This is a genomic window from Micromonospora sp. WMMD975, from assembly GCF_029581215.1.
GTDB lineage: Bacteria > Actinomycetota > Actinomycetes > Mycobacteriales > Micromonosporaceae > Micromonospora.
Map to the genome: position 1 here is coordinate 2,474,029 of NZ_CP120739.1, position 22,319 is coordinate 2,496,347.

Below are 22,319 nucleotides of genomic sequence, written 5' to 3' on the forward strand. Positions count from 1 at the left end.
TCCATCGTTTGGTGTCGATGTAAAGACAGGATCGCGCCCCGGGCCCCCGCGCTCAAGCGCCGACGCCGTCCGGTCGCGGACAGCGGACCGGGCGACCCGGGCCCGCCCGGTCTCGTGCCTCCGAAACTTCCGGGCCCGACGCACCGGGCCCGGCACCGCCCGCCGACCGCCTCCGGCCGGCGCGTTCGACGCCTCGACCGCCGCGCCCCACCGGGGAATCGACATATCGAGAGCGTTAAGTTTTCGGAACGGTTCCGGTAGGCTCGGGGCACAGATTCACGTCGATCAACCCACGGTGCCGGGGAGTCGTCTCCCCGCCCGGCGCGGCCTCCGGGCGGCCGCGCCCGAGCCGACACCGTGACGGGCGGTGGTCGACGTGGACGATCCTATTCACCAGGCTAGGAGAGGTTCTCAGATGGACAAGGTGCTCGCCCGCGACAGCGGGAGCGGGACAGCCCGGTCACGCCCGCGTGCCGCGGTGGTATCAGCGCTGGCCGGGGCCGCGGCGGTCGCCGCGACGGTCGCGGTCGCGACAAGCGCCAGCGCCGGCACGACGCTCGGCGCCTCGGCGGCGGAACAGGGCCGCTACTTCGGCACCGCGGTGGCCGCGAACAAGCTGTCGGACGGCACGTACGTCGGCATCCTGAACCGCGAGTTCAACATGGTCACGCCCGAGAACGAGATGAAGTGGGACGCCACCGAGCCGTCCCAGAACCAGTTCAACTACAGCAGCTCCGACCGGATCGTCGCGCACGCCCAGGCCAACGGCATGCGGGTCCGCGGGCACGCGCTGGCCTGGCACCAGCAGCAGCCCGGCTGGGCGCAGAACATGTCGGGCACCGCGCTGCGCAACGCCATGATCAACCACATCACGCAGGTCGCCACCCACTTCAAGGGCAAGATCTACTCCTGGGACGTGGTGAACGAGGCGTTCGACGACGGCAACGGCGGCCGGCGCGACTCGAACCTCCAGCGCACCGGCAACGACTGGATCGAGGTCGCCTTCCGCACCGCCCGCGCCGCCGACCCGGGCGCCAAGCTCTGCTACAACGACTACAACACCGACAACTGGAGCTGGGCCAAGACGCAGGGCGTCTACAACATGGTCAAGGACTTCAAGGCCCGGGGGGTGCCGATCGACTGCGTCGGCTTCCAGTCGCACTTCAACAGCGGCTCGCCGTACCCGGGCAACTACCGCACGACCCTGCAGAGCTTCGCCGACCTCGGCGTCGACGTGCAGATCACCGAGCTGGACATCGAGGGCTCGGGCAGCAGCCAGGCCACCGCGTACGGCAACGTGGTGAAGGACTGCCTGGCCGTGGCGCGCTGCAACGGCATCACGGTCTGGGGCATCCGGGACAGCGACTCCTGGCGGGCCAGCGGGACGCCGCTGCTCTTCGACGGCAACGGCAACAAGAAGGCCGCGTACACGTCGACGCTCAATGCGCTGAACGCCGGCGGCACCCCGCCGCCGACCAGCACCCCGCCCACGAGCACGCCGCCGACCAGCGCACCCCCCACCACCACGCCGCCCACCTCGGAGCCGCCGTCGACGCCCCCGACGGCCGGCGCCTGCACCGCGACGCTCTCCACCAACCAGTGGCCGGGCGGCTTCGTCACCAACGTGCGGGTCACCGCCGGCGGCAGCCCGCTCAACGGCTGGTCGGTGTCGCTGACGGTGCCCTCCGGCTCGTCGGTCACCAACGCGTGGAGCGCGCAGACCAGCGGCTCCACCGGTCTGGTGACGTTCCGTAACGTCGACTACAACCGTCAGGTCGCCGCCGGTGGCAGCACCGAGTTCGGCTTCCAGGGCACCGGCACCGCCCCGTCCGGCACCGTGAGCTGCACGGCCGGCTGATCTAACTCACGCCCTGTTTCACGGAAAGAGTGGCTATCCGGCGCCGGATAGCCACTCTTTCCGTGAACTGGCGCGCAGGGCACGGGGGTCACGGGGTCAGTCCTCGGTCTCGGGGCCCAGCAGGCGGATCTCCTCGATGTCCGTGGCCGCCTGGAGTTCCCGCAGCACCGCGTCGTCGATCTGGTTGCTGTTGCGCAGCCGGGTGACCTCCCGACGCTTGCGGTCCAGCATCGCCAGCTGCAACCGGCGGGACAGCTCCCGCTCCCGCTCCGCCTCCTCGCTGCGCGGGTCGCGGACGTCCGCCAGGTGGTCCTGGTAGCCGGCGCGGAGCCGGTCCACCGTGTCCGGCGCGACGCCCAGGTCGGCGGCGACCCCCGGCAACGCCTCCAGCACCACCTCGGTGGCCCGGATCCGCGCCCGGCGCACCTCGTCGTCGCGTTGCCGGTCGCCGGTCAGGCCGGCCCAGCCGACGACGGCCGGCAGCGTGGTGCCCTGCACCACCATGATCAGCACGATCACCACCACGGTGACGAAGATGATCAGATCCCGCTCGTACACCCGGGTGCCGTCGTGCATGGTCACCGGCACGGCGAGCGCGGCGGCGAGCGAGACCGCGCCCCGGAAACCGGCCCAGCCGGCGGCGGTACGCATCCGCGCGTCGAAATGCGACGACCGCCGCGACTCCCGCCGGTCGACGCCCTGCAACACCGACACCGCCAGGTGCACCCACCCAAGCCGGGTGGCGACCACCACGAGCGCGACGAGCGCGGCGATGCCGAACGACGCCGCCGGCGAGTGGCTGGTGATGTTACGCAGCGAGCCGGGCACCTGCATGCCGAGCAGCACGAACAGACTGCCGTTGATCATGAAGGTGGACAGGTCCCAGAACGCGTACGCGGTGAGCCGCGACCGGGCCCGGATCACCCGCGGTCCCGCGTACGACACCAGCAGCCCGGAGACGACGACCGCGAGCACCCCGCTGGCGTGCACCGCGTCGGCGAGCAGGAACGCGACGAACGGGGTGAGGATGCTCAGCCCGCCCTCGCGCATCGGGTCGTCGACGTGCTTGCGGATCAGGATCACCAGCCCGCCGACGAGCAGCCCGGCGAGCACCCCACCCAACGACTTGCCGACGAACTGGCCGGCGAGCGCGAACGGACCGGGCACCTTCCCACCCGCGATCACACCGGCCGCCACCGCGAAGAGCACAAGCGCCGTACCGTCGTTGACCAGGCTCTCCGCGCGCAACGTGGTGAGGATGCCACGCGGCATCCGCTTGGCCAGGCCGGCGACGGCGGCGGCGTCGGTGGGCGCCAGGACCGCGCCGAGCACCCAGGCGGCGTGCGGTTCCACACCGAGGGCCAGGGTCACGTACGCGACCGCGACCATCGTGATGATCACCAGCGCGACGGCCAGCAGCACGATCACCGCGAGGTTGGCGCGGATCTCGCGGAGGCTGGTCACCAGGCTCTCCCGGTAGAGGATCGCCGGGAGGAACAGCACCAGCACCACCTCGGGTTCGAGGACCACGTTCTCGAACGGTGGCAGCAGGCCGAGCAGCGCGCCCATGGCGATGAGCAGCACCGGCGGCGCGACGCTGTACCGGCCGCCGATGGTGGTGCCGACGACCACGGTGACGCCGAGCACCGAGATCAGCACGAGTGCGTTCACGCCGTACCCCCGTCACGGTCCGCCGGATCCACCGTGCCGCACCCGACGGCCCGGTGGGGCGGAACGGGCCGATCCCTACTCGAAGCGGGAGGGGTCGCCGACACCGCGGCGCAGGATCTCCGGTTCCGGGCCGGACAGGTCGACCACGGTGGTGGGTTCGAGACCGCAGTCCCCGGCGTCGACCACGGCGTCGACCTGGTGGTCGAGCCGTTCCTTGATCTCCCAGCCCTGGGTCATCGGCTCCGGCTCACCCGGGAGCAGCAGGGTGCTCGAGAGCAGCGGCTCGCCCAACTCGGCAAGCAGCGCCTGGGTCACGGTGTGTTTCGGCACCCGTGCGCCGACCACCCGGCGCCGCGGGTCCTGGAGCCGGCGGGGCACCTCCGAGGTGGCCGGCAACAGGAACGTGTAGCTGCCCGGGATCACGGCCTTGACCTGCCGGAAGACCGCGTTGCTGAGCTTGACGAACTGGCCGAGCTGGGCGAAGTCGGCGCACACGAGCGTGAACGGGTGCCGCTGGTCGAGCCGCCGGATCTCCCGCATCCGCTCCACGCCGTCGCGGTTGCCGAGCCGGCAGCCGAGGGCATAGCACGAGTCGGTCGGGTAGACGATCACCCCGTCCGCCCGTAACAGGTCCACCACCTGCCGGATCACCCGCGGTTGGGGATTGTCCGGATGCAGGTCGTAATACCTCGCCACGCCGGCCAGCCTATGCCCGCTCCCGATCATCCGCAGGTTTGCCCGGGGCCGGTTCCGGAAACAGGTGGGGGCCGTTCACCACAGGGGGGATCGACCATGTCCGGAGTCAACACCGAGCGTGCCGAGGACCGTCCGGCGGAGGTGACCGACCCACTGCTGTGGGACCTGTCCGCCGCGGTCGCCGACGCGCACCAGCCCGACGCGACGCGGAGGTGCGCCAGCCCGAGCTGCGCCGGGGCGGCCTGGCCGTGCGCCGCCTGGGACACCGCCCAGGTCGGGCTGGGCGCCGCCCGCACGCCCGGCGCCACCGCCGCCTCGGGGCCGCGCACCGAGGTACGGCCCGCCGCCGATGGCGATCGTCCGGACGTCGCCCCGGCGGCGACGACCGACGACCGGCTCGCCACCGCCGCCTGACCCGATCGGCTGACCGAGTCCACCCACGGTCACTATCGGCCACGGGTGGAACGCGGTAGACGTGTCAGGTCCCGTTTGACGTCCCTAGCGCTCCACCGATGGTCACGGTCGGCCGCGGGTGGAACGCTAGGGACGTCTCAGCCCCGGTTGATCTCCATCGTGCTTCCACCACCGTCGGCGCCGGGACGGACGCGCGCCGGGAGGCAACCTCCACACGACCCAGAGAGCGCTCTCTTGGGCAACAAAACATTGACGAGCGCGTAACCGGAACCTAATCTCGCTTCTCAAGAGAGCGCTCTCTCGACTGTCGGATCACCATCCGAACACCACCTTCTCCTGAAGGGGACCTCCATGACACTCCCCCTGTGGGACGTCTCCCCCGCGACCCCCGTCCCGTCCCCCGCCCGCCGACGCCGTCAGCGGGCGACCGCCCTCGCCGCCGCATCCGTACTCGCCGCCGGCCTCCTCGGCGTCGTGGTCACCGGTGGTGGCACCGCCACCGCCGGCACCGTCGGCGCGGGCAGCTACACCGAGACGCTGCCGCCCGGCGCCGCGTTGCCCAAGGGCTGCGGCGCCGTCAGCACCAACCCAAGGATCTTCGCCACCTCGGACGCGCCGGCCGGCGCGATCCCCACGAACGACTGGTGGTCCTCGCTGATCTGGAAGCGCAACAACTGCGGGACCAGCGAGAACCTCCAGGCCCACCCGCTGGCGTTCCACGCCGAGAACAACGGGCTCGGGCTGTCCTACACCACCACGCCGGCGATCAGCGGCACCGCCACCGGAGTCGGCGAATACCACTACCCGTACACGGAGGACGTCCGGGTCGGGGTGGCCGGGCTGTCCGCGCCGGTGGTCAAGGCCGCCGACTGGACGGACTGGACGGTCACCGCCGACTGGAGCGACGGCAACCGGAGCATGCGGGCCACCATCGGCCACGGGCTGCCGTTCAGCTACTACACCGTCAGCGGTGGCGGGGCCGCGCAGCTCACCGCCGCCGCGACGCCCACCGTGTGGCGCAACTCCGGCGCCACCATCGGCTTCACGGTCCACGGCCACGACTACGTCGCGTACGCGCCGACCGGCGCGACCTGGACCGTCGACGGCGCGGGCATCAGTTCGACGCTTGCCGGCAAGGGCTACTTCTCGGTCGCCGTGCTGCCCGGCGGCGCGGACAAGGCCGCCCTGGCCGACACCTACGGCAGGTACGCCCACGCGCACGTCACCGGCACCCGGATGAGCTACGCGTACGACCCGGCGGCCGGCACGGTGCGCACCACCTACGCGTTCACCACCACGCCCCGGGAGGGAACCGAGTCCAAGACGGTGGTGGCGCTCTACCCGCACCAGTGGCGCAGCCTCACCGGCGCCACCCCGATCACCCCGACGTACGTCTCGGCGCGCGGTGCCATGCGGGTGCTCGCCGGCGTACCGTCGTTCACCACCTCGATGCGTTTCACCGGCGTGCTGCCGGAGGTGCCGGCCGTCGGTGACGCCACCGGCGCGGACCTGAACACCGTCACCGGCTACCTGAACGCCGAGCTGGCCAACCCGGAGGGGGTCAGCGGCACCGACACCTACTGGGCCGGCAAGGGGCTCGGCCGGGCCGCCCGGATCGCCGAGATCGCCGACCAGCTCGGGCTCACCGCCGTGCGAGACAAGGCCGTCACGGCCATGAAGGCCCGGCTCACCAACTGGCTCACCGCCGGCTCCGGCGAGACCGGCCAACTCTTCTACTACGACCGCAACTGGGGCACGCTCATCGGCTACCCCGCCTCGTACGGCTCCGACGAGGATCTCAACGACCACCACTTCCACTACGGCTACTTCGTCGCCGCGGCGGCCACGGTGGCCAAGTTCGACCCCGGCTGGGCCGACGACACCCGCTACGGCGGCATGGTCGACCTGCTCATCCGCGACGCCAACAACTACGACCGCGCCGACGAGCGCTTCCCCTACCTGCGGGACTTCGACATCTACGCCGGTCACGACTGGGCCTCCGGCCTGGCGCCGTTCTTCGCCGGCAACAACCAGGAGTCGTCCTCCGAGGGGATGAACTTCGCCAACGCGCTGATCCAGTGGGGCCAGGCCACCGGCGACACCGCCGTCCGCGACGCCGGCGTCTACCTGTGGACCACCCAGTCCGCGGCCATCTCGGAATACTGGTTCGACGTGCACGACGAGAACTTCCCGGCCACCTTCGGGCACAAGACCGTCGGCATGGTGTGGGGCGACGGCGGGTCGTACTCGACCTGGTTCTCCGCGGCCCCCGAGATGATCCAGGGCATCAACATGCTGCCGATCACCGGCGGTCACCTCTACCTGGGCGAATATCCCGACTACGTCAAGGCCAACTACGCCGAGCTGGTCGCCAACAAGGGCGGCCCGCCGACGGTGTGGCAGGACATCCTCTGGGAGTTCCTGGCCCTCGGCGACGGCGACCAGGCGTTGCGCAACTTCCGGGCCAACAGCGGCTTCACGAGCGAGGAGGGCGAGAGCAAGGCGCACACGTTCCACTGGATCCGGAACCTCGCCGCCCTCGGCACGGTGGACACCTCGGTCACCGCCAACCACCCGCTGGCCAAGGTGTTCCGCAAGGGCACCGCGCGCACGTACGTGGCGTCGAACATCACCGCCGCGCCGCTGACCGTCACGTTCTCCGACGGCACCACGCTCGCCGTGCCCGCCGGGAAGACCGCCACCGCCGGGGCGTACACCTGGAGCGGTGGTAGCGCGACCGGCGGCGTGGCGGTGCCGACCGGTCCCCCGCCGACCTCGACGCCGACCCCGACCCCGACCACGCCCAGCCCGACGCCGACCACGGCGAGCCCGACGCCGACCAGCCCGAGCCCCGACCCGAGCACCCCGGCGCCGCTGAACCCGACCCGCTACCTGCGTTCCGGCGGGGAGCTGGGCGCCACCGCCGGCCCGGCCGGCACGGTCACGGTGACCGCCGCCAACGGCAACCACGACGGCACGCCGACCAACCCGCAGGTGTTCACCGCCACCGGGCTGACCGGTACGTACACCGGCGGGAACACCGCCTTCGACCTGGGCGTCGACGCGGGTGTCGTGGTCGGCAACGGCGTCCAGGCCCGGGTGTCGTACGACCTGACCGGCGACGGCAGCTTCGACCGGGTGGAGACCTACCGGTACTTCGCCACCGACCCGATCGTCGGGATGGAACGCTACCGGCAGACCCAGGGCCTGGCCTCGGCCACCGGCACGCTCGGCGACCTGGCCGGCGGCACGGTGAAGGTCGAGCTGTGGAACGCCATCGGCAACGCCGCCACCACGGTCGGCACCGGCGACGGCTCCACCGTCACCCTGCCGTACACCGGGTGACCGGTGCCCGGCGCCCCGGACCGGGGCGCCGGGCTCACGGCCGGCGAACGGCGGCGGCCGGTGACCGGGTCAGGCCGGGAGCCGGTCGCGCACCCACGCCGGGTCGGGGTTCACCACCGCGCCCTCCGGCAGCACCACGGTCGGCACGGTCTCGTCGCCGCCGGTGACCGCCCGGACCGCCGCCGCGGCCTCCGGGTCCCGCCAGATGTCCACCCAGTACGCCCGCCCGGCGCGCCGGCCCAGTCGCAGCCGCAACCGGAGGCAGTAGGTGCAGCCCGGCCGCCAGTAGATGACCGGCCGGCCGTTCTCGGCGCTGCGCCGCCGCGCCTGGGCCGCGGTCAGCGACCGGGGGAACGCGAGCGGCGAGAAGAGCACCCCCAGCACCGCGAAGGGCAGGAAAGCCAGAGCGAACGACGCCGGACCCGACTGGCCGACCCCCGTCACCACGCCCGCGATCAGCATCAGGCCGGCGAACCACCAACTGCGCACGCGTCACCTCCCCCACCACCCTAGCCGGGCCGACTCCACAAGCCCGTTGATCATGAGGTTGGCTGCCTCCGCCGTCCGAATTGTCACCGCCAACTTCATGATCACCGGCGTGCCTCACCGTGCTCGGGGTGGCCTACGACGGGGCCGAACCGGCGGCGGTGAGCCGGGCCAGCACCCGCCGCTGGAACGCGCGGGCCGCCGGTCCGGAGGGTGGCGGGCCACCCCGGCGGGCGGCGATCGCGCGGTGGATCAGCGCGGCGTCCGGGTCGTCGACGGCCACCCGCCGCCCGGCGTCGGCCTTGGCCAACCAGACGCCGTCGCGGGAGCGCACCAGCGCACGGCAGGCCCCCAGCACCGCGTCCTCGGCGCCCGGCGCCGGTTCGTCGCCGGGCGGTGTGGGCAGCGCCAGCCACCAGCGCAGCGCGTCCACGAGCAGCGCCCGCAGCGCGGCCGGCGGCGGGTCGGCGAAGGCGTCGGCGGCGCTCGGGCCGAGCAGCGTCAGGCCGGACTGGCGCAGGATGCTGCGGTCCAGCGCGTACCAGAACCGCCCGTCGGCGGCAGGCCGGTCGGCCGGGTCGTAGGTGGCCCGGAACGGCATGGTCGCGCCGGTGTTCAGCTCGACCTCGAAGCCCGGCTCGGGGAGGCCGGCGGCGGCCACGTCCCGCCGGTAGACGACCAGTTCCAGGCCGCGTGCCGGGCAGGGCAGCGACTCGTGCCGCAGCCGGTCCACGAGCGACCGCTTCGCCACGCCGGCCGGCGGACCGGCGACCAGCAGCGCCACGTCCACGTCGCTGCGCCCGGGCTGGTACGCGCCCAGCCCGACCGAACCGGCCGCGTACGCGCCGACCAGGTCCGCGCCGAGCACGTCCCGGGCGCGTCGGACCAGGTCGGCGAGGTAGTCACGGACGTCGTCCCGCATGCCCGCATCCTGCCCGGCGGGCGCCGGGCCCGTCCGCCCGGGTCGGCGCGCCGCATGCCGGTGACGTCGATGCCGGTCGGTTAGCCTGCGAGCCGGGCATGGACGATTCGGCCGAGCAGTCGGAGGCATCGCGTGCGGCACAGCGGAGAGATCGGCGCGGTCCCGGCGCGACCGCGACGCCGGGGCCGGCGCCTGCTCGTCATCCTGGCGGTCGTCGCGCTGCTGGCCGGGGCCGGGCTGGTGGCCGGCGGATACTACTTCGACAGCGTGCCGACCCCCACCGACCTGAAGCTGCCCGAGTCGACCACGGTCTACTACGCCGACGGTCGCACCCCGATGGCGAAGCTCGGGGCGCAGAACCGCACCATCGTCCCGTACGAGGCGATGAACGACTCGGCGAAGCAGGCCATCGTGGCGGCCGAGGACCGGACCTTCTGGACCAACCGCGGCATCGACGTCAAGGGCGTGCTGCGGGCGGCGTGGGCGAACGTCAGCGGCGGGCAGCGGCAGGGCGCGTCGACGCTCACCCAGCAGTACGCGCGGGTCGCCGCGGACCTGCGCGGTGTCACCTACTCGCGCAAGCTGCGCGAGGCGGTCATCGCCTGGAAGCTCGACGACAAGTACAGCAAGGAGGAGATCCTCGGCTTCTATCTGAACACGGTCCCGTTCGGCCGGGGCGCGTACGGGATCGAGGCAGCCGCGCAGACCTTCTTCGGCAAGACCGTACGCCGGGACGCTCCCACGTCGCAGCAGCTCACCCCGGCCGAGGCGATGGTGCTCTGCGCGATGGTGAAGCAGCCGGAGGCGGACCCGGCCGACCCGCAGGGCGCCCCCGGTTACGATCCGCGCCGCAACGCCCTCGCGAAGCAGAACTCGATCGACCGCTGGAACTACATCCGCGACGGCATGGTGAAGCTCGGCTACCTCACCCCGGGGCAGGCGGCGGATCTGGCGTACCCGGACACGGTGCGGCCGATCGACCGCGACGCCGGCCGCTCCGACCTGGACCGGCCGACCGGGCTGGTGGTCAACCACGTGCTGGCGGAGCTGCGCGGCGCCGAGCCGTTCCGCGGCAAGCCGGACGAGGTGATCCGCGACGGCGGCTACCGGATCGTCACCACGATCGACAAGCGGGTGCAGGACGCGGCCGAGGCGGCGGCGGACATCCGCCGGGACAGCGCGCCGGCGGCGGTCCGCGGCCAGCCGAAGAACTGGCAGGCGGCGCTGGTCGCGGTGGAGCCGGGCACCGGCCGGGTGCTCGGCTACTACGGCGGCGACCGCGGCTCCGGCGCCGACTACGCCGGCTGGTACACCGACGAGCAGGGCCAGGCGCGCGGTTTCGGCCAGCATCCGCCGGGGTCCTCCTTCAAGGTGTACGACCTGGCCGCCGCCGTGCGCGACGACATCTCGGTGAAGCAGCGGTTCGACTCCCCGGACACCAAGGAGTTCCCCGCGTCCGGGCGCACCCGGGGCAGCGCGGCCGGGCCGATCCGCAACGCCGAGCACGCGCCCTGCCAGCCGGACTGCGCGCTCTGGGAGGCCACGGTCGCCTCGCTGAACGTCACCTACTTCGAGCTGACCGAGAAGCTCGGCACCGCGAAGGTGATCGAGATGGCCCGCCAGGCGGGCGTGGAGTCGATGTGGGAGACCGTCCGGGGCAATCCGCGACCGCAGCGGGTCGACCTGCGCGACGACCCCGCCGACGGGTTGGCGGAGCATTTCTCCACCGAGGTGGGCATCGGGCAGTACGGCATCACCGTGCAGGACCACGCCAACGGGATGGCCACGTTCGCGGCCGGCGGCAGGCGGGCCGACGCGCACTTCGTCCGGTCGGTGACCAAGGGTGACGACACGGTGTGGACGGAACGGCTCCGGCAGACCGATCTCGACCTCGACGCCGAGGCGGTGAACCAGCTCGACTGGACGTTGCGCCGGGTGCGGGCGGCCCGGCTGGACAACGGCTGGGACTCCGCCGGCAAGACCGGCACCTGGCAGGCCGGGCAGAGCACCACGAAGAACGTGCACACCTGGATGGTCGGGTGGACCGGCGCGCTCGCCTCGGCGGTCTGGTTGGGCACCACCGACGGCAAGCCGTTGCGGACCAGTGGCGGCAGCTACGAGGTGTACGGCTCGACCGGGGCCGCGCCGATCTGGCGGCAGTTCATGACCCGGGCCACCGAGGCGATGAAGCTCGACCCGGACCGCTACCGCTTCCACGACCCGGCCTTCCCCCGCGACGCTCCGGAGCCGACCCGCCCGGCGCCGACGCCGCGCACGGTGGCACCGAGCCGGTCGGCCGCACCGACGCCGAGCGCCACGCCGTCGAGCCCGACCCCGAGCGCGAGTCCGAGCGGGACGCCCCTCCCGGGGCCGACCGGTTCTCCCTCGCTGCCGCCGGTGCCGACCGGGCTGCCGACGCGGACCCGAGGGCCGCGCTGAATCTATGTGCGCCATCGGCGAACAGCGGCATTGCACGCAGGTCGGACACCCGCCGGGCGGTCGCCGACAATGTTCCCCCTGATCAGGGGCTATTGAAGATCATGGCTTCCTGAATTCGCCGTGCCGGCGGGATGTCCGACGGCTGTCGGTTGCCCAGGTCACCCATTGCTCCCGGATCCAGCGGCGTGTGATCGTGCTCTCCGAGCCGCCAACCCCCGGCGGCCCGGACGGTCGATCCGTCGACCCGGAGCCACGCCGGCAGCTCCGGAGACCGACCGTCACCTGCCTCGCACCATCGCGCCGCCCGACCCCACCGGGCTCCGTGCGGCGCGCCTCAGAACAGGAGCGAACCCTCTTGAAGCTCTCACCTCGCCTCGCCGCGCTCACCGGCGCGGCTGCCGCCGGCGTGCTCGCCGCCGGCACCGCCGCGGCGGTGCAGGCCGCGCCGCCCGGGCCCGCCGCACCCAGCCTCGCCCAGGCCCGCGCCACGGCCGCCGAGTCGGCCCGCACGCTCGTCGCGAACCGTCCCGCCTACCTCCAGGCCGGTTCCGACGACGCGTTCGTGCAGAAGCCCGTCATCTCCTCCGAGGGCACCCAGTACGTGCCCTACGAGCGCACCTTCAAGGGCCTGCCGGTGGTCGGTGGCGACTTCGTGCTCGCGACCGACTCCGCCGGCAACCTGAAGTACGCCTCCGTCGCGCAGCAGCGCCCCATCGGCGCCCTCGCCACCACCCCCAAGCTGACCTCGGCCGCCGCCGTCAAGACGGCACGTGCCCAGCTCAAGACCGTCAGCGCGGTCGAGGGCAGCACGCTCGTCGTCTACACGCTCGGCGCCAAGCCGGCGCTGGCCTGGGAGACCACGGTGCGCGGCACCGGCGCCGACGGGCCGAGTCGACTCACCGTCGACGTCGACGCCCACACCGGCGCCGTCCTGGGCACCCTGGAGCACGTCGTGAACGGCACCGGCACCGGCGCCTGGAACGGGCCGAGCCCGCTCACCCTGAACACCACCAAGTCGGGCAGCACCTACACCATGAAGGACCCGAGCGTCACCAACCTCAGCTGCCAGGACGCCGCGAACAACAGCACGTTCAGCGGCACCGACGACGCCTGGGGCAACGGCACCGCCACCAACAAGGAGACCGGCTGCGTCGACGCGCTGTTCAGCGCGCAGACCGAGCACAAGATGCTCAGCCAGTGGCTGGGCCGCAACGGCGCCGACGGCAACGGCGGCTACTGGCCGATCCGGGTCGGCCTGAACGACCAGAACGCCTACTACGACGGTTCCCAGGTCCAGATCGGCAAGAACACCGCCGGCCAGTGGATCGGCTCGCTCGACGTGGTGGCCCACGAGATCGGCCACGGCATCGACGACCACACCCCGGGCGGTATCTCCCGCGGCGGCACCCAGGAGTTCGTGGCGGACACGTTCGGCGCGGCCACCGAGTGGTTCGCCAACGAGCCGTCCAGCTACGACGCGCCGGACTTCCTGGTCGGCGAAAAGATCAACCTGGTCGGCTCCGGCCCGATCCGCAACATGTACAACCCGTCGGCGCTGGGCGACCCGAACTGCTACTCCAGCAGCGTGCCCTCCGGCGAGGTGCACGCCTCCGCCGGACCAGGCAACCACTGGTTCTACCTGCTGGCCAACGGCAACAGCCCGACCAACGGGCAGCCCAGCAGCTCGACCTGCAACGGCGGCAGCGTGACCGGCCTGGGCATCCAGAAGGCCATCAAGATCATGTATAACGCGATGCTGCTGAAGACCTCGTCCTCGTCGTACCTGAAGTACCGCACCTGGACGCTGCAGGCGGCGAAGAACCTCTACCCGAGCGGCTGCACCGAGTTCAACACGGTCAAGGCCGCCTGGGACGCGGTGAGCGTGCCGGCGCAGTCGGGCGACCCGACCTGCTCCGGCGGCGGCACGCCGTCCCCGACCGCCACCACCACCCCGCCGTCGGGCGGCTGCTCCGGCAACAAGCTCGCCAACCCCGGCTTCGAGTCGGGCAGCGCGAACTGGGCCGCCTCGTCCGGCGTCATCACCACCGACAGCGGCCAGGCCTCCCACAGCGGCTCGTACAAGGCGTGGCTCGACGGCTACGGCTCCTCGCACACCGACACGCTCAGCCAGTCGGTGACCATCCCGTCCGGGTGCCGGGCGACGCTGAGCTTCTGGCTGCACATCGACAGCGCGGAGTCGACCAGCACCACCGCCTACGACAAGCTGACCGTCAAGGCCGGCAGCACCACGCTCGCCACCTACTCCAACCTGAACAAGGCCACCGGCTACGTGCAGCGGTCCTTCGACGTTTCGTCGCTGGCCGGCACCACGGCGACCATCTCGTTCAGCGGCGTGGAGGACGCCTCGCTCCAGACGTCCTTCGTCGTCGACGACACCGCGGTCACGCTGAGCTGACCGCGACGCGGAACGGCCGGTCGTCGTCCTCCTCGACGGCCGGCCGTTCCGTATCCCCGGCTCCCGGCTCCCGGCTCCCGGCTCCCGGCTCCCGGCTCCCGGCTCCCGGCTCCCGGCTCCCGGCTCCCGGCTCCCGGCTTCGAGATCTTGGTACGAAACGGCCCCTATGGGGGCACTTTCCTACCAAGATCTCTGCCGTTCCCGCTATTCGGAAGGTCAATCCCAGTAAGCAGGCCAGGGAAGGCGCGTTCGCCGACGCCGGCGCTTTGCCGGAGCACCGGGCGAGCAGTCGGACGCGGCGCGGCCGGTGCCGCATGGGCCGGCCGGGTGGACGGACCTGGTCAGGCGGGGCGGGCGGCGCGGGACGCGACGGCGCGGTCTCGCCGGATGCGCGCGGCCACCTCGTGCATCGCGCGGCTGAACAGCTCCGCCTGGTCGGGCAGGCCGCCGAGCCGGGCGGCGAGCGCGTCGGTGTCCGCCCGGGCCGAGGCGCTGACCTGCGCGTCCAACTCGGTCAGCGCGGCGTTGACGGCGACGACGAGGTGTCCGCAGAGGACGTCAAGCGGCTCGTCGGCCAGCGCCGGGTCGACGGCGACGGAGTCCAACCGGCCACCCTGGACGGCGACCGCGCGCACCCGGCCGCCGGCCGCCGTGCCCTCGGCCCGGAGCAGCTCGCCCGGCTCGCCGTCGGCGTGCACGGTGGCCCGGGACCGCATCGCGGCCAGCGCCTGCTGGGTGCGGGTCAGCAGCTCGTCGAGGCTCGCGGCGGCCGAGAACGCATCGTTGGTCATATCCGCGCTTTCTTCACGTCCTAGCCAAGCCTCGTGACCATAGCAACCGTCGACGTCGGAACCTCGTCACCCGCCGCACCGGACCGGCCGCCGACGCCGCACGCAGGACGTACGCCGGCCGTTCCCGGCGTGTCGCGCGACGGCGAACGCCCGGCCGGATGGCCCGGCCGGGCGTTCGCATCGCTCGTGGGGCGCGACGCGGTCCCCAGGATCGCGACGCGACACGACTCAGGATCAGCGCAGGCGCAGCCGCTGACCCGGGAAGATCAGGCCGGGGTCCGCGCCGACCACGGCCCGGTTATCCGCGTACAGCGCACGCCAGCCCCCGTCGACGTGCTGGGTCGCGGCGATCTCGGAGAGGGTGTCCCCGGGCCGCACCAGGTAGGTGCCCGCGACCGGCGCGCTGCTGGAGCGCTTCGGCGCGGACGCCTTCTTCGGCGCCGACGCCCTCTGCGAGGAGGTGGCCTTCTTCGCGGACGTGGTCGAGCCGGACTCCTTGGCGGCGTACGTCTTCGTCGACCCGCCCTTCTTGCCGCAGACCGGCCAGGCGCCGATGCCCTGCCCGCGCAGGACCTTCTCGGCGACGGCGATCTGCTCGGAGCGGCTAGCCAGGTCGGCCCGGTCGGCGTACTTCTGGCCGCCGTAGCCGTTCCAGGTGCTCCGGGAGAACTGGAGCCCGCCGTAGTAGCCGTTGCCGGTGTTGATGTGCCAGTTGCCGCCCGACTCGCACTGCGCGACGGCGTCCCAGTTCACGCTCGCGGCGCTGGCCGGCGCGGCCGGCCCGAGCAGTGCCGCGGCGCCGGTGGCGGCGCCGGCGACGATCGCGCCGACAGCGGTCCGGCGGGCCGTGGCGCGGTGGGCCACGCTCCGGCGGTGCCGGGCTGAGTATGCAGTTGACATGTGGATTCCTCCACGCCGACGAGGTGAGCTGTCGGGTTCGGGCCGAGGAGCCCGGCCGCCGGTGGCGGCTTCACCCCGAGGTGACGTGCACCGTGGAACCTGTGGGTCCCCCGCTCCCGCCCGAGTTTCGGTTCCGCCGGGCCGGCGGCGGGATTAGGCGTTACCGGCCCGTGGTGTCCGCGTCTGCGAACGGAACCGACGCTAGGGACGAATATCCGCGATTGCCCACTTCTTGTGACGTTCTTCACCCAGCCGGGCGATCGGGCCAGGCGAGCGCGGTGGGGGCGGAATCGGTCGCGCCGCAACGGGATCGGTGCCGGGTACACGGCCGTCCGGCCCGACGACGGAGCTACCGTGGGCGGGACCGGGCAAGATCACGCGAGGAGCGGGGCGGATGACCGAACACGGACACGAGCTGACCTTCGGCGGCTTCCTCACCCCCGCCGCCGGGCACCCCGAACAGGTGGTGGCGCTGGCGACCCTCTGCGAGCAGGCCGGGCTGGACCTGGTCACGTTCCAGGACCACCCGTACCAGCCCGGCTTCCTGGACACGTGGACGCTGATGTCGTACGTGGCCGCCGCCACCGACCGGATCGGCCTGGCCGGCAACGTGCTCAACCTGCCGCTGCGTCAGCCGGTGGTGCTGGCCCGCAGCGTCGCCAGCCTGGACCTGCTCACCGGTGGCCGGATCGAACTCGGGCTGGGCGCGGGCGCGTTCTGGGACGCCATCGAGGCGACCGGCGGCCGGCGGCTCTCCCCCGGCGCGGCGGTCGACGCGCTCGACGAGGCGATCACCGTGATCCGCGAGGTCTGGGACACCGGCCGGCGCGGCATGATCCGGGTGGCCGGCGAGCACTACCGCGTGGTCGGCGCGAAACGCGGGCCGGCCCCGGCGCACCCGGTGGGCATCTGGGTCGGCGCGTACAAGCCGCGCATGCTGCGGCTGGTGGGGCGCGCCGCAGACGGCTGGCTGCCGTCGCTGGCGTACCTGCCGAAAGGGCCGGACGACCTGCCGGCGCTCAACACGCTCGTCGACGACGGCGCGCGGGCCGCAGGCCGGGACCCGGGCGCGATCCGCCGGATGCTCAACGTCACCGGCACGTTCGCCCGCTCGTCCACCGGCTTCCTCGCCGGCCCGCCGGAACAGTGGGTGGAGGAGCTGGCCGGGCTGACGCTGGAACACGGCATCACCACCTTCATCCTCGGCAGCGACGAGCCGCGCGCGATCCAACTCTTCGCCCAGGAGGTGGCGCCGGCCGTCCGGGAGCTGGTCGCCGCCGAGCGCACCACGCCGGGCAGCGGCGCCCGCGCGGTCGCCGAGGAGCAGGCCGCCACCGGCTTCCCGACCGCGCTCGCGGTCACCCCCACCCCGGATCCGGGGGTACGCCTGAGCGCGCGCCGCCTCTGGGACGAGGCGGACCGGCCGAGCGCCCCACCGGCGCCGGCCGGACACGTCTACCCGGCCCGTGCGCAGGCCGCCGGGCAGCACCTGGTGGACGTGCACGACCACCTGCGCCAGGAGCTGGCCCAGGTGCGTGACCTGCTGGCACAGGTCAAGCGTGGCACGGTCTCGCCGGGCGGGGCGCGGGCCGCGTTGAACGAGATGACGATGCGGCAGAACAACTGGACGCTCGGCGCGTACTGCGCCGCGTACTGCACGGTGGTGACCCAGCACCACGGCCTGGAGGACGCCTCGATCTTCCCGCACCTGCGCCGCTCCGACGCGGGCCTGGCACCGGTGCTGGACCGCCTCGAGGAGGAACACGTGGTGATCCACGGGGTGGTGGAGAGCGTCGACCGGGCGTTGGTGGAGCTGATCGGCTCGCCCGGCGACTTCACCGCGTTGCAGGAGGCGGTGGACCTGCTCACCGACACGCTGCTGTCGCACCTGTCGTACGAGGAGCACCAGATCGTCGAGCCGCTGGCCCGCCACGGCTTCTTCCCCGGCCAGCTATGAAGGCGGGGGCCCCGCTTAACGCCTGCGGTATAGGAAGGGGCCCCGCTTAACAGTTCTGATCCACCTCCCCCGGCTCGCCCGGCAGAGGTGTTAACCGGGGCCCCTTCCTATCGCGTAGGCGATAAAAAGGGGCCCTTCCTTGCACCTACAGGTTGCGGGCGAGACGGTCGGCGAGGACGCGGGTGAAGCGGGCCGGGTCGGTCAGCTCGCCGCCCTCGGCCAGCAGCGCCATGCCGTACAGCAGCTCGGCGGTCTCGGTCAGCGCGGCGCTGTCGCCGCCCTCGCCGTGGGCCTTGCGCAGCCCGGTGACGAGCGGGTGGGTCGGGTTCAGCTCCAGGATCCGCTTGACCCGCGGCACCTCCTGCCCCATCGCCCGGTACATCTTCTCCAGCGTCGGCGTCATGTCGTGCGCGTCGCCCACCACGCAGGCCGGTGACGTGGTCAGCCGGGTGGACAGGCGGACCTCCTTGACGCTGTCGGCGAGCGCGCCGCCGAGGAAGGTGAGCAGGTCGGCGTACTCCTGCCGTTCGGCCTCGGCCTTCTCCTTCTCCTCCTCGGTCTCCAGGTCGACCTGGCCCTTGGCCACCGAGCGCAGCGTCTTGCCGTCGTACGCGCCGACCCGCTCGACCCACACCTCGTCCACCGGGTCGGTGAGGATCAGCACCTCGTAGCCCTTGGCCCGGAACGCCTCCAGGTGCGGCGAGTTCTCGATGGTGGCCCGGTTGTCGCCGGTGGCGTAGTAGATCTCGGTCTGCCCGTCCTTCATCCGCTCGACGTAGTCGCGCAGCGTGGTCGGCTCGGCCGGGTCGTGGGTGGAGGCGGCGCGGACCAGGTCCAGCAGCGCGTCGGTGTTGTCCGGATCCTCCAGCAGACCTTCCTTGACCACCGGCCCGAACTCGGTCCAGAACGTGCGGTACGACTCGGCCGACATGTCCTTGAGCGTGCCGAGCACCTTCTTGACCAGCCGCCGGCGCACCGCGCGGATCTGCCGGTCCTGCTGGAGGATCTCCCGGGAGATGTTCAGCGACAGGTCGTGCGCGTCCACCACGCCCTTGACGAAGCGCAGGTAGTTGGGGATCAGCGCCTCGCAGTCGTCCATGATGAACACGCGCTTGACGTAGAGCTGCACGCCGCGGCGGCCCTGCGGGGAGAACAGGTCGAGCGGGGCGTGCGAGGGCAGGAAGAGCAGCGCCTCGTACTCGAAGGTGCCCTCGCCGCGCATGTGGATGGTTTCGAGGGGGTCGGCCCAGTCGTGCGCGACGTGCCGGTAGAACTCCTTGTACTCGGCCTCGTCGACCTCGTCCCGCGAGCGCGCCCAGAGCGCCTTCATCGAGTTGAGCGTCTGCTCCTCGCGGGTGGTCTCGCCGTCCTCGCCGGGCTTCTCCACGGTCATTCGGATCGGCCAGGAGATGAAGTCGGAGTAGCGCTTGACGATCTCCCGGATCGTCCACTCGGCGGTGTAGTCGTGCAGGTTGTCCTCGGCGTCGACGGGCTTGAGGTGCAGGGTGACCGAGGTGCCCTGCGGCGCGTCCCCGACCTCCTCGATCGAGTAGGTGCCTTCGCCGCTGGACTCCCACCGGGTGGCGGTGGTCTGCCCGGCGCGGCGGGTCAGCAGGGTCACCTTGTCGGCGACCATGAAGGTGGCGTAGAAGCCGACGCCGAACTGGCCGATCAGCTCCTGGGACGCGGTGGCGTCCTGCGACTCGCGGAGCTTGCGCAGCAGTTCGGCGGTGCCGGACTTGGCGATGGTGCCGATCAGCGCGACGACCTCGTCGCGGGACATGCCGATGCCGTTGTCCCGGACGGTGAGCGTGCGGGCGTCCCGGTCGACGTCGAGGGAGATGTGCAGGTCGGACGTGTCGGCCGACAGCTCCTTGTCGACGAGCGACTCCAGCCGCAGCTTGTCCAGCGCGTCGGACGCGTTGGAGATCAGTTCACGCAGGAAGACGTCCTTGTTCGAGTAGATCGAGTGCACCATCAGCTGCAACAGCTGACGTGCCTCGGCTTGGAACTCCAACGTCTCGACCCGGTCGCTCACACCGGCTCCCTTCCTCTCGTGGCGGGCCTACGGCGGAAAGGATACGAGGGGTGACGGCGACGGCACGCACCGGCCGGCGTACCCATGCGACGAACACTGGTACAACCAGTTGACGGGTTGATGTGTTCGGGGCCACACTGCTGGCCATGGACTTCGTCCCCGCGCCCCGCGCCTCGGTCTCCGACCACGTCTTCGGCCAACTCCGCGACGCGATCGTCGCCGGTCGCCACCGGCCGGACGAGACGCTGCCCGGCGAGCGCGAGCTGGCCGCCGCGTTCGCGGTCAACCGGCACGCGGTCCGGGAGGCGCTGCGCCGGTTGCAACAGCTCGGCCTGGTCCGGGTCAGTCAGGGCGGCGCCACCCGGGTGCTCGACTGGCGGGTGCACGCCGGGCTCGACCTGGCGCTGGCGCTGGCGCGCTCCGGCGACGTACTCCCGGTCGAGACGCTGGTCCGCGACATGCTGGAGATGCGGGCCTGCGTCGGGACCGACGCGGCCCGGCTCTGCGCCGAGCGCGGCGACGCGGCGACCGGCGCCGCGCTGGTCCGGGCCGCCGAGGAGTACGGCGCGCTCGCGCCGGACCTGGACCGGATGGCCGAAGCGAACATCCGCATCTGGCGGCTGGTGGTGCGCGGCAGCGGCAACACCGCCTACCAGCTCGCCTTCAACAGCCTGGTGGCCGGCACGTTCGCGGTCGGCGACGTGCCCCCGGACGCCCGCACCGCCGAACTGCTCGACGTGGCCGGCCACCGCAGCCTCGCCGCCGCGATCGCCTCCGGCCAGGGCGCGGCGGCGGCCCGGCAGGCCCGGACGTTGCTGACCGCCCCGGTCACCACCCCCACCCCCGGAAGGGAAGCGCGCGCATGATCCCCGCTGTGCTGTACGCCGTCCCGGCGTTCCTGCTGCTGATCGTCATCGAGGCGGCCTCCTACCGCTTCCTGCCCGACGACGACGAGCGCGGCTACGAGCTGCGTGACACCGCCACCAGCCTGTCCATGGGGCTGGGCAGCCAGCTCGTCGGCGTGCCGTGGAAACTGCTCACGGTCGGGCTCTACGCGGCGCTGTGGACGGTTGCGCCGGTGCACCTCTCCCCCGGCGACTGGTGGACCTGGGCGATCGTCTTCTTCGCCGACGACCTGGCCTACTACTGGTTCCACCGGTCGCACCACGAGGTGCGCGTGCTCTGGGCGAGCCACGTGGTGCACCACTCCAGCGTCCACTACAACCTGTCCACCGCGCTGCGGCAGAGCTGGACGCCGATGACCTCGCTGCCGTTCTGGCTGCCGCTGGCGCTGCTCGGCATTCCGCCGTGGATGATCTTCCTTCAGCAGTCGATCAGCCTGCTCTACCAGTTCTTCCTGCACACCGAGCGGGTGGGCCGGCTACCCCGGCCGATCGAGTGGATCTTCAACACGCCGTCGCACCACCGGGTGCACCACGGCTCGAACACCGAATACCTGGACCGCAACTACGGCGGCATCCTGATCGTCTGGGACCGGGTGTTCGGCAGCTTCGCGCCGGAGCGGGCCGCGGCGCGCTACGGGCTGACGAAGAACATCCAGACCTACAACCCGCTGCGGGTGGCCACCCACGAATTCGCCGCGATCTTCTCCGACGTACGCCGGGCCACCTGCTGGCGGCACCGACTCGGCTACCTGCTGGGCCGCCCCGGCTGGCAGCCGGTCCGGTGAGGCGCTCCTGGCTCACCCTGTTCGGCGTCATCGCCGCGGTCGAGCTGGTCGGCGTCGCGCTCGACTCGACAGTGCTCCAGTGGCTGGCCAAGCCGCTGCTGGCGCCGGTGCTGCTGGCGTACCTCATCGCGCACCGACGCCGGCTGGACGCGGTGGCCGCCGGCCTGGTCGCGGCCACCGCCGGCGACGTGGCCCTGCTCGTGCCGGGACGGGCCGCGTTCCTGCTCGGGATGGGGTTCTTCCTGATCGCGCAGCTCGCGTTCCTCACCGGTTTCCTGCGTCGGGGGCGACCGGCGGCCGTGGCGTGGGGCGGCTACCTGCTCGCCTGGGCCGCCGGGAACGCGCTGCTGTGGGGCGCGCTGGGGCCGTTACGGCTGCCGGTGCTCGGCTACAGCCTGGCGCTGTGCCTGATGGCCGCCGCTGCGACCGGCGTGTCGGCGCGGGTCGCCGCCGGCGGCGCGTGCTTCCTCGTCTCCGACCTGCTCATCGGCGTGGGCGCGGCCGGCACGGAGCTGCCCGGCGCGGGTCTGCTGGTGATGGGCACCTACGGTGCGGCGCTGCTGCTGATCGTCACCGGCTGGGTGGCCGACCGCGTCGGCGCGGACCGGGAGCCGGAGGCGGTGCCCGCCTGACCGGCGGGGGCGGCGGTGCGCGGCGCCGCCCGCGCGTCGGCGGGTCCCGGTCCGGCCACCGCCG

16 protein-coding genes and 1 riboswitch are annotated in these 22,319 nt (G+C 72.3%); of the genes, 9 read left to right on the top strand and 7 right to left on the bottom strand.

The window, feature by feature from the left end; all coding sequences use genetic code 11:
* The first annotated feature begins 415 nt into the window (after nucleotides 1-415).
* The gene (locus O7613_RS10675; protein WP_282293559.1) at nucleotides 416-1,858 is read left to right on the top strand and encodes an endo-1,4-beta-xylanase; all 1,443 of its coding nucleotides are present in this window, start codon (nucleotides 416-418) and stop codon (nucleotides 1,856-1,858) included.
* Nucleotides 1,859-1,954: 96 nt separating this feature from the next.
* On the opposite strand, the gene O7613_RS10680 is transcribed toward O7613_RS10675, so the two are convergent.
* Together O7613_RS10680 and O7613_RS10685 are read right to left on the bottom strand one after the other, a co-directional pair.
* Nucleotides 1,955-3,529, bottom strand: a complete 1,575-nt coding sequence (locus tag O7613_RS10680) for a Na+/H+ antiporter (protein ID WP_282293561.1) — start codon at nucleotides 3,527-3,529, stop codon at nucleotides 1,955-1,957.
* 75 nt (nucleotides 3,530-3,604) lie between these two features.
* On the bottom strand, nucleotides 3,605-4,225 hold the full coding sequence (locus O7613_RS10685; RefSeq protein WP_281589161.1) for an L-threonylcarbamoyladenylate synthase: 621 nt from the start codon (nucleotides 4,223-4,225) through the stop codon (nucleotides 3,605-3,607).
* 96 nt (nucleotides 4,226-4,321) lie between these two features.
* Between O7613_RS10685 and O7613_RS10690 the strand changes: the two genes are divergently transcribed.
* Both O7613_RS10690 and O7613_RS10695 read left to right on the top strand, forming a co-directional pair.
* Nucleotides 4,322-4,639, top strand: coding sequence for a hypothetical protein (locus O7613_RS10690; protein WP_282293563.1), 318 nt, complete (start codon nucleotides 4,322-4,324; stop codon nucleotides 4,637-4,639).
* 351 nt (nucleotides 4,640-4,990) lie between these two features.
* Nucleotides 4,991-7,984 carry a glycosyl hydrolase gene (locus O7613_RS10695; RefSeq protein WP_282293565.1) on the top strand — a complete coding sequence of 998 codons (2,994 nt, stop codon included), beginning with the start codon at nucleotides 4,991-4,993 and terminating at the stop codon, nucleotides 7,982-7,984.
* A 69-nt stretch (nucleotides 7,985-8,053) separates the two neighbouring features.
* On the opposite strand, the gene O7613_RS10700 is transcribed toward O7613_RS10695, so the two are convergent.
* Both O7613_RS10700 and O7613_RS10705 read right to left on the bottom strand, forming a co-directional pair.
* Entirely contained in the window at nucleotides 8,054-8,473 is a 420-nt protein-coding gene (locus tag O7613_RS10700) for a glutaredoxin domain-containing protein (RefSeq protein WP_282293567.1), read from the bottom strand.
* Between the two features lie 133 nt (nucleotides 8,474-8,606).
* Complete coding sequence (locus tag O7613_RS10705) at nucleotides 8,607-9,392, bottom strand: nucleotidyltransferase domain-containing protein (protein WP_282293569.1); 786 nt, start codon at nucleotides 9,390-9,392, stop codon at nucleotides 8,607-8,609.
* Between the two features lie 132 nt (nucleotides 9,393-9,524).
* Here O7613_RS10705 and O7613_RS10710 point away from each other — a divergent pair, with 132 nt between their 5' ends.
* Nucleotides 9,525-11,831 carry a transglycosylase domain-containing protein gene (locus O7613_RS10710; protein WP_282293571.1) on the top strand — a complete coding sequence of 769 codons (2,307 nt, stop codon included), beginning with the start codon at nucleotides 9,525-9,527 and terminating at the stop codon, nucleotides 11,829-11,831.
* A gap of 355 nt (nucleotides 11,832-12,186) precedes the next feature.
* Nucleotides 12,187-14,247 carry a M4 family metallopeptidase gene (locus tag O7613_RS10715; protein WP_282293573.1) on the top strand — a complete coding sequence of 687 codons (2,061 nt, stop codon included), beginning with the start codon at nucleotides 12,187-12,189 and terminating at the stop codon, nucleotides 14,245-14,247.
* 341 nt (nucleotides 14,248-14,588) lie between these two features.
* Here O7613_RS10715 and O7613_RS10720 read toward each other — a convergent pair whose 3' ends face one another.
* Both O7613_RS10720 and O7613_RS10725 read right to left on the bottom strand, forming a co-directional pair.
* Nucleotides 14,589-15,038 carry a YbaB/EbfC family nucleoid-associated protein gene (locus O7613_RS10720; protein WP_281589150.1) on the bottom strand — a complete coding sequence of 150 codons (450 nt, stop codon included), beginning with the start codon at nucleotides 15,036-15,038 and terminating at the stop codon, nucleotides 14,589-14,591.
* Nucleotides 15,039-15,272: 234 nt separating this feature from the next.
* Nucleotides 15,273-15,938 carry a transglycosylase family protein gene (locus O7613_RS10725; protein WP_282293574.1) on the bottom strand — a complete coding sequence of 222 codons (666 nt, stop codon included), beginning with the start codon at nucleotides 15,936-15,938 and terminating at the stop codon, nucleotides 15,273-15,275.
* Nucleotides 15,937-16,081: riboswitch (cyclic di-AMP (ydaO/yuaA leader) on the bottom strand. Its footprint overlaps the gene before it by 2 nt.
* Before the next feature lie 251 nt (nucleotides 16,082-16,332).
* Between O7613_RS10725 and O7613_RS10730 the strand changes: the two genes are divergently transcribed.
* Nucleotides 16,333-17,895, top strand: coding sequence for an LLM class flavin-dependent oxidoreductase (locus tag O7613_RS10730; protein WP_282293575.1), 1,563 nt, complete (start codon nucleotides 16,333-16,335; stop codon nucleotides 17,893-17,895).
* Nucleotides 17,896-18,040: 145 nt separating this feature from the next.
* On the opposite strand, the gene htpG is transcribed toward O7613_RS10730, so the two are convergent.
* A complete protein-coding gene (gene htpG, locus O7613_RS10735) occupies nucleotides 18,041-19,933 on the bottom strand; it encodes a molecular chaperone HtpG (RefSeq protein ID WP_282293577.1) in 1,893 nt (630 codons plus the stop codon).
* A gap of 146 nt (nucleotides 19,934-20,079) precedes the next feature.
* Between htpG and O7613_RS10740 the strand changes: the two genes are divergently transcribed.
* The 3 genes from O7613_RS10740 to O7613_RS10750 are packed head-to-tail and all read left to right on the top strand — an operon-like array spanning nucleotide 20,080 to nucleotide 22,255.
* On the top strand, nucleotides 20,080-20,799 hold the full coding sequence (locus O7613_RS10740; RefSeq protein WP_282293579.1) for a GntR family transcriptional regulator: 720 nt from the start codon (nucleotides 20,080-20,082) through the stop codon (nucleotides 20,797-20,799).
* Entirely contained in the window at nucleotides 20,796-21,623 is an 828-nt protein-coding gene (locus O7613_RS10745) for a sterol desaturase family protein (protein WP_281589145.1), read from the top strand. The genes O7613_RS10740 and O7613_RS10745 overlap by 4 nt, the downstream gene beginning before the upstream one ends.
* Nucleotides 21,620-22,255, top strand: a complete 636-nt coding sequence (locus tag O7613_RS10750) for a lysoplasmalogenase (RefSeq protein ID WP_282293581.1) — start codon at nucleotides 21,620-21,622, stop codon at nucleotides 22,253-22,255. Before O7613_RS10745 ends, O7613_RS10750 begins: the two co-directional genes overlap by 4 nt.
* Nucleotides 22,256-22,319 lie beyond the last annotated feature (64 nt).

Excerpts from the sequence above, each read along its gene's own strand:
- O7613_RS10675 (WP_282293559.1), top strand. The coding sequence starts at position 416 with ATGGACAAGGTGCTCGCCCGCGACAGCGGGAGCGGGACAGCCCGGTCA.
- O7613_RS10690 (WP_282293563.1), top strand. The coding sequence starts at position 4,322 with ATGTCCGGAGTCAACACCGAGCGTGCCGAGGACCGTCCGGCGGAGGTG.
- O7613_RS10695 (WP_282293565.1), top strand. The coding sequence starts at position 4,991 with ATGACACTCCCCCTGTGGGACGTCTCCCCCGCGACCCCCGTCCCGTCC.
- O7613_RS10705 (WP_282293569.1), bottom strand. The coding sequence starts at position 9,392 with ATGCGGGACGACGTCCGTGACTACCTCGCCGACCTGGTCCGACGCGCC.
- O7613_RS10720 (WP_281589150.1), bottom strand. The coding sequence starts at position 15,038 with ATGACCAACGATGCGTTCTCGGCCGCCGCGAGCCTCGACGAGCTGCTG.
- O7613_RS10725 (WP_282293574.1), bottom strand. The coding sequence starts at position 15,938 with ATGTCAACTGCATACTCAGCCCGGCACCGCCGGAGCGTGGCCCACCGC.
- O7613_RS10730 (WP_282293575.1), top strand. The coding sequence starts at position 16,333 with ATGACCGAACACGGACACGAGCTGACCTTCGGCGGCTTCCTCACCCCC.
- O7613_RS10740 (WP_282293579.1), top strand. The coding sequence starts at position 20,080 with ATGGACTTCGTCCCCGCGCCCCGCGCCTCGGTCTCCGACCACGTCTTC.
- O7613_RS10745 (WP_281589145.1), top strand. The coding sequence starts at position 20,796 with ATGATCCCCGCTGTGCTGTACGCCGTCCCGGCGTTCCTGCTGCTGATC.